This is a genomic window from Achromobacter marplatensis, from assembly GCF_049060505.1.
Lineage (GTDB): Bacteria > Pseudomonadota > Gammaproteobacteria > Burkholderiales > Burkholderiaceae_B > Achromobacter > Achromobacter marplatensis_A.
The window spans coordinates 62,989-75,356 of the sequence record NZ_JBMGRB010000012.1; the positions used below are offsets into that span (position 1 = coordinate 62,989).

A 12,368-nucleotide genomic window follows, 5' to 3' on the forward strand; every position below is an offset into this window, starting at 1 on the left:
TTCCCGCACACTTACTTCCATGATGACCAAGGTACTTTTCGTTTGCATGGGCAATATCTGTCGCTCGCCGAGCGCAGAGGGCGTGTTTCGCCATTTGGTGAACGACGCGGGTTTGGGCGACGTCGTTCGCATCGACTCCGCGGGCACGCACGCGTTTCATATCGGCGAGGCGCCTGATGCCCGGGCGCAGGCTGCGGCGCGTAAGCGCGGCTACGAGATCACGCACTGTGAGGCGCGTCAGGTCACCGCGGAGGATTTCCGCGACTTTGATCTTATCCTCGCCATGGACTGGGACAATCTGTCCGCCATGCAGCAGCAGTGCCCCAAAACTTATCAGCACAAGTTGATGCTGCTGATGCGCTTCGCCAATGAGTTCGAGGAGGCCACCGTGCCCGATCCGTACTATGGCGGCGCTGACGGTTTTGGCAAGGTGCTCGACTATCTGGAAGACGCCTGTCAGGGTGTTCTTGAGCTGGTTCGTAAGCGCGCTACCCAATACCAGGCGGCTTGATCACCTTTTCCGTAGAGCCGCCCACTGTGCGGCTCTTGGGGTATCTGGCAGTGAAAAAAACCGCGCAAATGCGCGGTTTTTTCTAGCCGGGAGTCATACCAAATTAGTCGGGAATAGGCTATACTTGAGCCAATTACTCGGGTATTGACCGCTGGATTCGCTGGCGGCCATTGCCGAATCACAGGGAACCCACCATGCGGCTAACTACCAAAGGGCGTTTCGCCGTGACTGCCATGATCGATCTGGCTATGCGGCAGCATAGCGGTCCGGTCACTCTTGCGGCCATCAGCCAGCGTCAGAATATTTCGCTTTCCTATCTGGAACAGCTCTTCGGGAAACTGCGCCGCCACGAACTCGTGGACAGCGTGCGGGGCCCGGGCGGCGGTTATTCGCTTGCGCGCCTTGCGCGCAATGTGACCGTTGCCGACATCATCTTCGCGGTCGACGAGCCGCTGGACGCCACCAGCTGTGGCGGCAAACGGGACTGTACGAGCGGCAACGACGGCAAGCCGGGCAAGTGCATGACGCACGAGCTCTGGGCCACGTTGAATCGCAAGATGGTCGATTACCTGGATTCGGTGTCCCTGCAAGATCTGGTTGATCAGCAGCGCGTGCGCCAATTGCAGGAAGCCAACAATCAAGCGCAGGCCTGCGCGGTGCGTGTGAATCGGGTAGGGGGCACCAATGCCGCCGCGAATGCCCCGACCACGGCCGTGGCCGCCAATGCCACCGTATAAGCAGTATCAGGAGTTGTAGAAATGACCACCCGCCCGATTTATTTTGACTATTCGGCCACGACGCCTGTCGACCCCCGCGTCGTAGACAAAATGGTGCCCTGGCTGTACGAGAACTTCGGCAACCCGGCATCGCGCAGCCACTCGTTCGGCTGGGATTCGGAAGAAGCCGTCGAACGCGCTCGCGAGGAAGTCGCCAAGTTGATCAACGCCGACCCGCGCGAGATCGTCTGGACGTCCGGCGCGACCGAATCCGACAACCTGGCCATCAAGGGTGCCGCGAACTTCTACGCGGAACGCGGCAAGCACATCATCACCGTCAAGACCGAACACAAGGCGGTGCTGGATACCTGTCGCGAGCTTGAGCGCCAAGGCTTCGACGTCACGTATCTGAATGTGAAAGATGATGGCCTGATTGATCTGGACACCTTCAAGGCTGCGCTGCGCCCGGATACCGTGCTGGTGTCCGTGATGATGGTGAACAACGAAATCGGCGTGGTCCAGGACATTGAAACGCTGGGCGAGATCTGCCGTGAAAAGGGCATCATCTTCCATGTGGACGCCGCTCAGGCGACCGGCAAGGTGGAAATCGATCTGCAAAAGCTGAAAGTCGACCTGATGTCGTTTTCGGCGCACAAGACATACGGCCCGAAGGGCATTGGCGCGTTGTATGTGCGCCGCAAGCCGCGCATCCGCATCGAAGCACAGATGCACGGCGGTGGCCACGAACGCGGTTTCCGCTCGGGCACGCTGGCCACGCACCAGATCGTGGGCATGGGTGAAGCGTTCCGTCTGGCCCGCGAAGAAATGGGCACCGAGAACGAACGCATCCGCATGTTGCGCGACCGTCTGTGGAATGGCCTGTCGCAGATCGAAGAGGTCTACCTCAACGGCGACATGGACCAGCGCGTTCCGCACAACCTGAATGTCAGCTTCAACTATGTCGAAGGCGAGTCCCTGATCATGGCGATCAAGGAACTGGCCGTATCCAGCGGTTCGGCCTGCACCTCGGCCAGCCTGGAGCCGTCCTACGTGCTGCGCGCGCTGGGCCGCAACGACGAGTTGGCGCACAGTTCCATCCGTTTCACCCTGGGCCGCTTCACGACCGAAAAGGAAGTGGACTTCGCCATTGAATTGCTCAAGAGCCGAGTCGGCAAGCTGCGCGATATGTCGCCGCTTTGGGAAATGGCCAAGGAAGGCATTGACTTGAACACCGTGCAGTGGGCCGCGCACTAAGCGCCTGCACCAAGAAATACGTGGAGAAATAACATGTCTTACAGCACTAAAGTCCTGGATCACTACGAAAACCCGCGTAACGTCGGTTCGTTCGACAAGTCGGACGAGTCGGTGGGTACCGGCATGGTCGGCGCGCCCGCCTGTGGCGACGTCATGAAGCTGCAGATCAAAGTGAATGAAGCCGGCGTGATCGAAGATGCGCGCTTCAAGACCTACGGTTGCGGTTCGGCCATCGCTTCCAGCTCGCTCGTGACCGAATGGGTCAAGGGCAAGACGCTGGACCAGGCGATGAACATCCGCAACACGCAGATCGCCGAAGAACTGGCATTGCCGCCCGTGAAGGTCCATTGTTCCATCCTGGCCGAAGACGCGATTAAGGCCGCGGTGCAGAACTACAAAGAAAAGCACTCGGTTCCGGCCGAAGCGGTGGCAGGCTGATCATGTCCGTTACCCTGACCCAACAGGCTGCCACCCATATCGGGCGCTACTTGCAGAAGCGCGGAAAGGGTATTGGCTTGCGGCTCGGCGTTAGGACGACGGGCTGCTCCGGCATGGCCTACAAGTTGGAATACGTGGACGACTCGGCGCCGGAAGACGCCGTGTTCGAGAGCTTTGGCGTCAAGGTCTTCATTGACCCAAAGAGCCTGGCTTACCTGGACGGCACCGAGCTGGATTACGCCCGCGAAGGCCTGAACGAAGGTTTCAAGTTCCGCAACCCCAACGAAAAGGCGACCTGCGGCTGCGGCGAGTCGTTCACGGTGTAAGTCTTGGCCGGAGACGACCACTTCAGCCTTTTCGGCTTGCCGGCACGCTTCGACCTGGACGCGCAAGCGTTGGAAAGCGCGTGGCGCGCAGTCGCCGCGCAGGTGCATCCTGATCGTTATGCCACGGCCAGCCCCGCAGAGCGCCGCGTAGCCATGCAATGGGCCGCGCGCGCCAACGAGGCGTACCGCGTGTTGCGCGATCCTTTGCTTCGTGCGCGCTACCTGTGCGAACAGGCGGGCATCGACTTGCAGACCGAGAGCAACACGTCCATGGACACGGCTTTCCTGATGCAGCAGATGACCTGGCGCGAGATGCTGGACGATGCGCGTGATGACGCCGATGCCCTGACCGCCTTGCAGACGGAGTTGGAAGCCGCGCGCCTTGAAATGCGCGCCACGCTGACGCGCCTGCTGGACAACGAGCGCGACTACGCGACTGCCGGGCTGAAGATTCGGGAATGGATGTTCGTGGAAAAGCTGGCAGAAGAGCTGGCGCACGCGCAACCCGCCGGATAGCCCTAGCCGCGTCGGGGCGTCCGCAAGGCGGAGCCCCGGATTTCGCCGCCTACTGAGCAGAAAAATACAATCATGGCCTTATTGCAGATATCCGAGCCCGGCGAGTCGCCCGCGCCGCACCAGCGCAAGCTGGCGGTCGGGATTGATCTGGGCACTACCAATTCCCTGGTTGCGGCGGTGCGCAGCAGCGTCGCGGAAGTGCTGCCTGATGCAGAAGGCCTTGCCTTGCTGCCGTCGGCGGTGCGCTATTTTCCCGGCGGTAAAGTCACGACGGGCCGCGAGCCCCTGGCCCAACAGGCCGAAGACCCCTTGAATACCGTCGTGTCCGTGAAGCGGTTCATGGGCCGTTCGCTGGAAGAGGCCCGCGCCACGCGCGCGCCGTATGAATTCGTTGACGCGCCCGGCATGGTGCGCATCCGCACGGTGCAGGGCGATCTGAGCCCGGTCGAAGTGTCCGCGCAGATCCTGGCCGTGTTGCGCCAGCGCGCGGAAGACGTCCTGGGCGACGACCTGGTGGGCGCGGTCATCACCGTGCCGGCGTACTTTGACGATGCGCAACGCCAAGCGACGCGCGACGCCGCTCGCCTGGCCGGCCTGAACGTGTTGCGCTTGCTGAATGAACCCACCGCTGCGGCGATCGCCTATGGTCTGGATCACGCGTCGGAAGGCGTGTATGCCGTGTACGACCTGGGCGGCGGCACTTTCGATATTTCCATCCTGCGACTGACCCAAGGCGTGTTCGAAGTGATTTCCACGGGCGGCGACACCGCGCTGGGCGGAGACGACTTCGACGCGCTGATCGCGGACCACGCGGTGGCCAAGCTTGCCGCCGGCGAGTTCTCGCCGGCCGACCACCGCGGGCTGTTGATGGCGGCGCGGGCGGCGCGTGAAGCGTTGTCGGATGCCGAATCTGCCCGCCTGAAGCTGGCGCTGTCGGACGGACGCGACGTGGACCTGGTTTTGACGCGCGCCGAATTTGAAACGCTGGCGCAGCCGCTGGTGGAACGCACGCTGGATTGCGCGCGCCGAGCGCTGCGCGATGCGTCGCTGAAGCCCGCCGATGTGCGTGGCGTGGTGATGGTGGGCGGCGCGACGCGCATGCCCGTCGTGCGCGCCGCCGTCGGCCGCGTGTTCGGCACGGAGCCGCTGATTGATCTGGACCCGGACCAGGTGGTGGCGCTGGGCGCCGCGTTGCAAGCCAATTTGCTGGCGGGCAATCGAGCGCCGGGTGAAGACTGGCTGCTGCTGGACGTGATTCCTTTGTCGTTGGGACTGGAAACGATGGGCGGGCTGGTCGAGCGCGTGATTCCGCGCAACAGCACCATTCCCGTGGCTCGCGCCCAGGAGTTCACGACATTCAAGGATGGCCAGACGGCCATGAGCATTCATGTGGTGCAGGGCGAGCGCGACCTGGTGGCGGATTCGCGTTCGCTGGCCCGGTTTGAGCTGCGTGGCATTCCCCCGATGGTGGCGGGCGCGGCACGCATCCGCGTGACCTTCCAGGTGGACGCGGACGGCCTGTTGAGCGTCACGGCCCGTGAACAGAGCACGGGTATCGAGGCCGCGGTATCGGTCAAGCCGTCATATGGACTGACCGACGACGAGATTGCGCAGATGCTGGCCGATAGCGTGGCGCAGGCCGACACGGACGCGCGTGCCCGCATGCTGCGTGAGCAGCAAGTGGATGCGCGCCAGTTGGTGGAGTCCGTGCAAGCGGCCCTGGCCGCCGACGGCGACCTGCTGGACGCGGAAGAACGCAAGCATGTCGATGAATGTCTGCAAGCCGCCATCGCCGCACAATCGGCGCAAGACACGGATACCGTGAAAGACGCGGTGCGAGCGCTGTCGGCCGCGACGGACGACTTTGCCGCGCGTCGAATGGACCGCAGCATCCGTGCCGCGCTGGCGGGCCGAAAACTTGATGAGATCGCCTGATTAAGACGTTATGCCGAAACTGACTGTATTGCCTCATCCCGATTACTGCCCCGAAGGCGCCGTGATCGAAGACGCGCCGAAGGGCGTGTCGATCTGTCGTGTCCTGCTGGACAATCACATCGACATCGAACATGCGTGCGAGCTCTCGTGCGCCTGCACGACCTGTCACGTGGTGATCAAGCAGGGCTATTCCGCGCTGGAAGACGCGACGGATGACGAAGAGGACCTGCTGGACAAGGCCTGGGGCCTGACCCCGACGTCGCGCTTGTCGTGTCAGGCGCTGGTGACGGATACCGACCTGACGGTCGAGATCCCGAAGTACACCATCAACCATGCGAAAGAGGGCCATTGATGAAGTGGACCGATACCTACGAGGTTGCCGCGGCCCTGGTCGACGCGCATCCTGATGTGGACCCCAAGACGCTGCGCTTCACGCAGCTACGTGAATGGGTCATGGCTTTGCCCGGATTCAATGACGACCCCGCCCACTGTGGCGAAAAGATCTTGGAGGCCATCCAAATGGCCTGGATAGACGAAGCGGACTGACCACCGCCATGAAGACGCTCCCGGATGGGGGCGTTTTTGTTTGCGCGGCCGTCGTGCCGCCGTCAAGCGGCCAAGTTATCATCAGGGATCCGTAAGTTGTGATTCACCTTGCCCGAGTCTACTGATGCCCGCTGCTCCCCTGCGCTTTGGCCTGGCCGCCAATCGACTGCACCACGAAAGCCCCGATGCCGCCTTGTTTACCTGGCTGCGCGCGTGTTCGTCCACGATCCGCGAACTTGGTGTGCAACTGCACACCGTCGGCCGCACGCATGACGCGATCGTCAGGGAAGGCATGCTGCAGGGGTACAGCGGCTTGATCCGCTACCCCTATGGCCGAGAGGGCGGTTTGATGAAGCTGGTGGCCCGCGTGACCGAGGGGCGCGACGGGCAGGCGCCGTTCGACGGCGCGATCTATCTGATCGATCCGGTGGACCCGTCTTCTATTTTTCCCGAGGCGCTGGCGTTGAAACGGCAGTGCATCACGCATGGCCGGCCATTCATTTCGACGCTGGCCGGGGCCATCGAATGGATGGAAGTCGAACGCGTGCATGCGGGACTGGCGCCGGACGCGTCCGCCTCCCGTCTGTTCAACTTCACGGGCCAGACCTTGGCGCTGATCGCCCACGATGCGTTGAAAGACGAGATGGTCGCGTTTGCCAGCGAGCATTTCGACGTGCTGTCGCGGTTTGCGCGGCGCGTGGCGACGGGCACGACCGGCGCACGCTTGAACGAATTGGCGTGGTCGCGCGGCTGGCCTAAGGACACGCCTTGGGTGCACCGCTACCTGAGCGGACCGCTGGGCGGCGATGCGCAGATTGCGGAATTGGTGTTGGAGCATCAATGCCAACGCGTGATCTTTTTTGAAGATCCGCATGTGGCGCGCCAGCACGAGGCCGACATCCAGCTGCTGGAACGCGCCGTGCGCGTGGTGACGGAATCGGCCACCTGCGCCACGTCGCCGACGGTGGCGCGGCGCTGGGCGCAGGCGGTGGAAAAGCGCGTGCTCTAGCGCCAGGGTTGGCCTTTATTGGCCCTTGAATTGAGGCGCCCGCTTTTCGCGGAATGCTTGCACGCCTTCCGTGAAATCGGCGCGGGACGCCGAATCCAGGAAGCGTGCCGTCTCTTGCGCCAGTTGCGTTTCCAACGAGGCGTGCGGGGCCGAGCGCAGCAGGTCTTTTGCGCCCGCGATGCCGTGGGGCGCGTGGCGGGCGAGGTCTTCGGCGTAGCGTTGGGCGGCGCCGGCAAGTTCGCCGGCTGGCGCGACGCGATTGAGGATGCCCCAGGCCAGCGCATCGCTGGCGGTGAACGGATCGTGACGCAGCAGCAGGTCTAGCGCGCGCCTGGCGCCCAATGCGCGGGTCAGCCCATGCGTCATGCCCGCATCGGGCGTGGCGCCCAGCTTCAGGTAGGCGGTCATGAAACGCGTGCCCGCGTCGGCGATGGCCAAGTCGCACGCCAGCACCAACGACAGCCCGGCCCCGGCCGCCACGCCGTGGGCTTCGGCCAGCCAGACCTTGTCCATGCGCCCGATGCGGGCGATGAAATCGTTGAGCGGGGTGAAGAGGTCGAGGAGCGTGTTGCGCACTTGGGCGGGTTCGCCCGTGAACATGCTGATATCGCCGCCGGCGCAAAACGCCTTGCCTGCGGCGCGCAGGCGCACCACGCGGATTTCCTTGCGCGCTTCCAGCCACTGGGCGGCTTGTTGAAGGTCGCGGGCCATGGCGACATCGATGGCGTTGAGCGCGTCGGGGCGGTTCAGCGTAAGGGTGGCGAGGGCGTCTTCGACCGTGATCTGCACGGTGGCGAACGTGGGAAATCCTGCGGTCATGTCGTGTCTCCGATATCGGGTAAATACCAGCTGTCGATCCAAAAACCGCGATGCTATGGTCTGAACCGAGCGCTTGCTTGGTTTTGTTTTAAGCACGCTTAGCGTACTGCATGAAAGCACTGCATGGAACTGCCGCATTGAACGATTTTCCGGCGCTGGTCTGGCGTAGGTAAAGACAGGTTCGTTGCATCTCCTGCCTCGCGGGTCGCCTGATTCATCGCCTTAAAAAATGTCCGCCCCAAGGCGGCTAGAACTTCGCGATCAAAAAAGCGAGGAGACAAATGGTGGATCAGACCGAGCAGCCTCCCTTGCTGGAGGTGGATGGGGTGACCTTGGCTTTCGGCGGGGTCAAGGCGTTGACCGGCGTGGGCTTTCGCGTAGCGCCGGGTTCCATCACCACGGTCATCGGCCCGAACGGCGCCGGCAAGACTTCGCTGTTCAATACCATTTCCGGGTTCTACAAGCCGGCCGCCGGACAGGTCCGGTTCGAAGGCCGCGACATCACGCGCGTGGCCGCGCCCGAACGCGCCAAGCTGGGGCTGGCGCGCAGTTTCCAGAACATCGCGCTGTTTCGCGGCATGACGGTGCTGGACAACATCAAACTGGGCCGTCATGCGCACTTGCGCACCAACGTGCTGGACGCTTTGTTCTATCTGGGTCGGGCGCGCCGCGAAGAGATGGCGCTACGCGCCGACATCGAAGAACGCATCATCGACTTCCTGGAAATCGATCACATCCGCCATGCGCCGGTGTCGGCTTTGTCCTATGGCCTGCAAAAACGTGTGGAGCTGGCACGCGCGCTGGCCATGAATCCCAAGGTGCTGATGCTGGATGAGCCCGTGGCGGGCATGAACCGCGAAGAGACGGACGACATGGCGCGTTTCATCCTGGACGCCCGTTCCGAGTGGGGCGTGACGGTGCTGATGGTGGAGCACGACATGGGCATGGTGATGGATTTGTCGGACCATGTGGTGGTGCTGAACTTCGGGCAGGTGATTGCGGACGGCACGCCGGGCGAGGTGCAGGCGAATCCCGAGGTGATCAAGGCCTATCTGGGGGCAGGCGATGTGGGCGATCTGCGCCGCCGCCTGAGGGAGGCGGCCTGATGGACATGCTGTTCTTCCTGGAAGTGACGCTGGCCGGGCTGGGCAGCGGCGGGCTATATGCGCTGGCTGCGCTGGCCTTTGTGATCGTCTACAAGGCGACGCGCGTCGTGAACATCGCCATCGGCGAATTCCTGATGCTGGGCGCCTACGTGTTCTATGCGTTTGCAACGGGCATGGAATGGCCGATCTGGCTGGCGATCGTCGGCGCGGTGGTGGTGTCTGGCGCCTTGGGCGCGCTGGTTGAACGGCTGACGATACGGCCCATGCTGGGCGAGGCGCCGATCTCGGTGTTCATGGTGACGGTAGGACTGGCGTCGATATTGGTGGGCGCGGTGGAATTGATCTGGACCGCGGACCAGCGGCGATTGCCGGAGTTCATGCCGCGCGCGCCGGTGATGGTGGGCGAGGCGTTCGTGGCGCCCAAGGTGTTCTACGGTTTCTGGGTGGCGGTCGTGTTGGCCTTGCTGGTGCTGGTGGTGTTCCGCTATTGGCGTGGCGGTGTGGCATTGCGCGCGACGGCGTCGGACCAGGGCGCCGCCTATGCGATGGGCATCAACGTGCCCCGCGTGTTTTCGCTGGCCTGGGTGGCGGCAGGCGCGCTGGCGGCGGTGTCGGGCGTGATCGTGGGCGCCATCGGCGGCATTTCGTCGTCGATGGGCGTCTTTGGCCTGTCGGTGCTGGTGGTGGTGATCGTGGGCGGATTGGACAGCGTGGCGGGCGCCCTGGTGGGGGGCGTTTTCATCGGTTTGCTGGAGGCCTGGGCGGGCGCCTACCTGGGGGGCGAGTACAAGCTGCTGGCCACTTTCATCGTGCTGGTCGTGGTGTTGATGGTCAGGCCCTACGGCCTGTTCGGCACCCGTGAAATCGAGAGGCTCTGACTCATGCGCATCGCGACTGCGAAGCAGACCTATCTGGCGGACGAAGCGCCATTCGACACGCGGACCCAGCATGTATGGCTGGCGTTGCTGGCGGCGTCGTTGGTGTTGTTTCCGTTCGTGGCTGACGCGTACTGGCTGTACCTGGCCTGCCTGGTCGCCATCAATATCGCCAGCGCGACGGGGCTGAACATTTTGACGGGGTATACCGGGTTGGTCAGCCTGGGGCAGGCGGCTTTCATGGGGCTGGGCGCCTATACCGTGGCCGTCATGGAATTAAGGCTGGGCACGCCGGTGCTGGCCAATCTGCTGGGCGGCGGCGTGGTGGCGATGCTGGGGGGCTTGCTGGTCGGCATCCCGTCGTTGCGGGTGAAAGGGTTGTACCTGGCGATCGCCACGATTGCGGCGTCGTTCATCGCGCATTTCATTTTCGCGAACTGGCAGTTCACGGGCGGGACGAGCGGGCTGCAGGTGCCCCCCGCGCGATTGCTAGGCGTGGATCTCGATACGTCGTTCAAGATCTATTGGCTGATCGTGCCGGTGACCGTGTTGATGGTGCTGGGCGCGGCCAACCTGTTCCGCACGCGCATTGGCCGGGCCTTCATCGCCATCCGCGACCGTGATATCTCGGCGGAAGTCCTGGGCATCCGGCTGCTTCGCTACAAACTGCTGTCGTTCGGTCTGTCGTCTTTCTATGCGGGCGTGGCGGGCGGGCTATGGGCGTACTTCTTTCGGGTGGTGACGCCCGAGAGCTTCCCGCTGATTATGTCGATTTTCTTCCTGGCCGCGATCATCGTGGGCGGCATGGGATCGATCCTGGGTTCCATTCTGGGCGCCGTTTTCATGACGATGGTGCCCGAACTGCTCAAGCTGATCGTGGGCTGGCTGCCGGTGGGCGGCGATGCGCTGCGGCTGGTGTCGCCCGTGCGAACGATCGTTTTTGGCCTGCTGATCGTGGGCTTCCTGATCTTCGAGCCTCACGGGCTCGCGGAAATCTGGCGGCGCGTCCGCCGCTTCTTCCACCTGTGGCCATTCCGGACCTGAGCGCGGTTTGGCCGTTCGCAAGACCCATAAGACCCAAGGAGACACACCATGAAGCGCATCCGGATAGGCAGCGGTTTATCGAGGTTGTTGGCCCCGTTGGGCCTGGCGGCGGCATTGGCGGCGCCGATGGCGCAGGCGGCGGACGATCTGGTGCTGGGCGGATCCATCCCGTTGAGCGGCGTGTTCGCTTTTGCCGGGCAGGGCATCCATGCGGGCATTACCGACTACGTGAAGATCGTCAACGAGCAGGGCGGCGTGAAGGGGCGCAAGTTGCGCTACGTGCCCGAAGACACGGCGTACAAGGTGGATGCGTCGGTCGCGGCGTTCAAGAAGATCACCAGCCAGAACAAAGTGAATTTCTACTACGGCGATTCGACGGGCTTCTCCAAGACCATCAATGCCGAGTTGAACCGGACCGGCGACATCCTGATGACCGGCGCGTCGTTCGCGACCGAGCTGAACGACCCCGCCAAGTATCCCGCGCAGTTCATGCTGGGGCCCGACTATACCGAGATGTTCGGCATCTTGCTGCGCTATATCGCCAAGGAGCAGCCTGGCGCGAAGGTGGCGTTCGTGTATTCGGACACCGAATTCGGCCGTGACCCGATCGCCAGTTCGCGCGCCGTGGCTGAAAAGCTGGGGCTGAAAGTGGCGACCGAAATCATGACGCCGCCGGGCAGCGTGGACGTGTCCACCGAGGTGATCAAGCTGCGCCGCGCGGACCCGGACTTTACGATTTTCCATGGTTACGTGCTGGCGCCGATTCCGGAATTCGTGGGGCAGGGCAAGCGCATGGGGTTGAAGACCCGCTACATGGGCACGTTCTGGACCATGGATAACTCGACCGTGATGCAGATGGGCGAGGACGCCGATGGCTTCATGGGAGTGATGCCGTACCGCTATTACTACGATACCGAGGGCGACGCGCCGATGCTGAAGAAGATCCGCGAAATGCGCCCGCAATATCAAAGCACGGGCTACATGCAGGGCTTTCTGGCGGCCATGCTGTTCACCGAGGTGGCCAAGCGCACGCTGGACGCCGGCAAGGAATTGACCAGCGCCAACATGAAGGCCGCGCTGGACGGCATCAAGGACTTCGATACGGGCGGCCTGATCGGCGTGCCGATTTCGATCAAGGGCAATTCCATCCCGGTGGGCCGAATCTACCGCGCTGATGTGAAGCAGAAGCAGATGGTGCCTGCGTCCGATTGGATCGTGCTGAAGTGAGGCGACTGTGAACCAGGGACCCGACGCGCAAGCCGTGACGACGGCG

The 12,368-nt window shown here is 63.1% G+C and carries 15 protein-coding genes; 14 read left to right on the forward strand and 1 reads right to left on the reverse strand.

Translation table 11 applies throughout. The features are described 5' to 3' along the window. Positions 1-19 precede the first annotated feature (19 nt). From ACI0FO_RS25775 to ACI0FO_RS25820, 10 genes are all read left to right on the forward strand, one after another. Positions 20-511, forward strand: coding sequence for a low molecular weight protein-tyrosine-phosphatase (locus ACI0FO_RS25775; protein WP_006225301.1), 492 nt, complete (start codon positions 20-22; stop codon positions 509-511). A 194-nt stretch (positions 512-705) separates the two neighbouring features. After that, positions 706-1,248, forward strand: a complete 543-nt coding sequence (gene iscR / locus ACI0FO_RS25780; protein WP_416031444.1) for a Fe-S cluster assembly transcriptional regulator IscR — start codon at positions 706-708, stop codon at positions 1,246-1,248. Positions 1,249-1,269: 21 nt separating this feature from the next. Next, positions 1,270-2,481 carry an IscS subfamily cysteine desulfurase gene (locus ACI0FO_RS25785; RefSeq protein WP_183013702.1) on the forward strand — a complete coding sequence of 404 codons (1,212 nt, stop codon included), beginning with the start codon at positions 1,270-1,272 and terminating at the stop codon, positions 2,479-2,481. A 33-nt stretch (positions 2,482-2,514) separates the two neighbouring features. Beyond that, positions 2,515-2,919, forward strand: coding sequence for a Fe-S cluster assembly scaffold IscU (gene iscU / locus ACI0FO_RS25790; RefSeq protein WP_006225297.1), 405 nt, complete (start codon positions 2,515-2,517; stop codon positions 2,917-2,919). Positions 2,920-2,921: 2 nt separating this feature from the next. Then, on the forward strand, positions 2,922-3,245 hold the full coding sequence (gene iscA / locus ACI0FO_RS25795; RefSeq protein ID WP_006225296.1) for an iron-sulfur cluster assembly protein IscA: 324 nt from the start codon (positions 2,922-2,924) through the stop codon (positions 3,243-3,245). A 3-nt stretch (positions 3,246-3,248) separates the two neighbouring features. Then, positions 3,249-3,761, forward strand: a complete 513-nt coding sequence (gene hscB, locus ACI0FO_RS25800; protein WP_416031447.1) for a Fe-S protein assembly co-chaperone HscB — start codon at positions 3,249-3,251, stop codon at positions 3,759-3,761. A 72-nt stretch (positions 3,762-3,833) separates the two neighbouring features. Beyond that, positions 3,834-5,696, forward strand: a complete 1,863-nt coding sequence (gene hscA / locus ACI0FO_RS25805; protein WP_416031449.1) for a Fe-S protein assembly chaperone HscA — start codon at positions 3,834-3,836, stop codon at positions 5,694-5,696. A gap of 10 nt (positions 5,697-5,706) precedes the next feature. Then, positions 5,707-6,048 (forward strand): ISC system 2Fe-2S type ferredoxin, encoded by a 342-nt coding sequence (gene fdx / locus ACI0FO_RS25810; RefSeq protein WP_006225293.1) that lies wholly within the window; start codon positions 5,707-5,709, stop codon positions 6,046-6,048. After that, on the forward strand, positions 6,048-6,242 hold the full coding sequence (gene iscX, locus ACI0FO_RS25815) for a Fe-S cluster assembly protein IscX (RefSeq protein WP_105557685.1): 195 nt from the start codon (positions 6,048-6,050) through the stop codon (positions 6,240-6,242). Before fdx ends, iscX begins: the two co-directional genes overlap by 1 nt. Positions 6,243-6,366: 124 nt before the next feature. Then, positions 6,367-7,251 carry a methylglyoxal synthase gene (locus ACI0FO_RS25820; RefSeq protein ID WP_416031452.1) on the forward strand — a complete coding sequence of 295 codons (885 nt, stop codon included), beginning with the start codon at positions 6,367-6,369 and terminating at the stop codon, positions 7,249-7,251. A 15-nt stretch (positions 7,252-7,266) separates the two neighbouring features. On the opposite strand, the gene ACI0FO_RS25825 is transcribed toward ACI0FO_RS25820, so the two are convergent. Beyond that, entirely contained in the window at positions 7,267-8,070 is an 804-nt protein-coding gene (locus tag ACI0FO_RS25825; protein ID WP_416031454.1) for an enoyl-CoA hydratase/isomerase family protein, read from the reverse strand. 281 nt (positions 8,071-8,351) lie between these two features. On the opposite strand from ACI0FO_RS25825, the gene ACI0FO_RS25830 reads away from it, so the two are divergent. Genes ACI0FO_RS25830 through ACI0FO_RS25845 form a run of 4 tightly spaced genes read left to right on the forward strand, consistent with a single transcriptional unit; the run spans position 8,352 to position 12,322 of the window. Then, the gene (locus tag ACI0FO_RS25830; RefSeq protein ID WP_416031456.1) at positions 8,352-9,176 is read left to right on the forward strand and encodes an ABC transporter ATP-binding protein; all 825 of its coding nucleotides are present in this window, start codon (positions 8,352-8,354) and stop codon (positions 9,174-9,176) included. After that, positions 9,176-10,054 carry a branched-chain amino acid ABC transporter permease gene (locus ACI0FO_RS25835; protein ID WP_006225284.1) on the forward strand — a complete coding sequence of 293 codons (879 nt, stop codon included), beginning with the start codon at positions 9,176-9,178 and terminating at the stop codon, positions 10,052-10,054. Before ACI0FO_RS25830 ends, ACI0FO_RS25835 begins: the two co-directional genes overlap by 1 nt. Positions 10,055-10,057: 3 nt before the next feature. Further along, positions 10,058-11,095, forward strand: coding sequence for a branched-chain amino acid ABC transporter permease (locus ACI0FO_RS25840; protein ID WP_416031459.1), 1,038 nt, complete (start codon positions 10,058-10,060; stop codon positions 11,093-11,095). 48 nt (positions 11,096-11,143) lie between these two features. Beyond that, on the forward strand, positions 11,144-12,322 hold the full coding sequence (locus ACI0FO_RS25845; protein WP_313464332.1) for an ABC transporter substrate-binding protein: 1,179 nt from the start codon (positions 11,144-11,146) through the stop codon (positions 12,320-12,322). Positions 12,323-12,368: the final 46 nt, after the last annotated feature.

What these genes read in the sequence shown, in the direction of transcription:
- ACI0FO_RS25830 (WP_416031456.1), top strand. Translation starts at nt 8,352, where the DNA reads ATGGTGGATCAGACCGAGCAGCCTCCCTTGCTGGAGGTGGATGGGGTG.
- fdx (WP_006225293.1), top strand. Translation starts at nt 5,707, where the DNA reads ATGCCGAAACTGACTGTATTGCCTCATCCCGATTACTGCCCCGAAGGC.
- ACI0FO_RS25835 (WP_006225284.1), top strand. Translation starts at nt 9,176, where the DNA reads ATGGACATGCTGTTCTTCCTGGAAGTGACGCTGGCCGGGCTGGGCAGC.
- ACI0FO_RS25845 (WP_313464332.1), top strand. Translation starts at nt 11,144, where the DNA reads ATGAAGCGCATCCGGATAGGCAGCGGTTTATCGAGGTTGTTGGCCCCG.
- iscX (WP_105557685.1), top strand. Translation starts at nt 6,048, where the DNA reads ATGAAGTGGACCGATACCTACGAGGTTGCCGCGGCCCTGGTCGACGCG.
- ACI0FO_RS25785 (WP_183013702.1), top strand. Translation starts at nt 1,270, where the DNA reads ATGACCACCCGCCCGATTTATTTTGACTATTCGGCCACGACGCCTGTC.
- ACI0FO_RS25840 (WP_416031459.1), top strand. Translation starts at nt 10,058, where the DNA reads ATGCGCATCGCGACTGCGAAGCAGACCTATCTGGCGGACGAAGCGCCA.
- ACI0FO_RS25775 (WP_006225301.1), top strand. Translation starts at nt 20, where the DNA reads ATGATGACCAAGGTACTTTTCGTTTGCATGGGCAATATCTGTCGCTCG.
- hscA (WP_416031449.1), top strand. Translation starts at nt 3,834, where the DNA reads ATGGCCTTATTGCAGATATCCGAGCCCGGCGAGTCGCCCGCGCCGCAC.
- iscR (WP_416031444.1), top strand. Translation starts at nt 706, where the DNA reads ATGCGGCTAACTACCAAAGGGCGTTTCGCCGTGACTGCCATGATCGAT.
- iscA (WP_006225296.1), top strand. Translation starts at nt 2,922, where the DNA reads ATGTCCGTTACCCTGACCCAACAGGCTGCCACCCATATCGGGCGCTAC.
- ACI0FO_RS25825 (WP_416031454.1), bottom strand. Translation starts at nt 8,070, where the DNA reads ATGACCGCAGGATTTCCCACGTTCGCCACCGTGCAGATCACGGTCGAA.
- ACI0FO_RS25820 (WP_416031452.1), top strand. Translation starts at nt 6,367, where the DNA reads ATGCCCGCTGCTCCCCTGCGCTTTGGCCTGGCCGCCAATCGACTGCAC.
- iscU (WP_006225297.1), top strand. Translation starts at nt 2,515, where the DNA reads ATGTCTTACAGCACTAAAGTCCTGGATCACTACGAAAACCCGCGTAAC.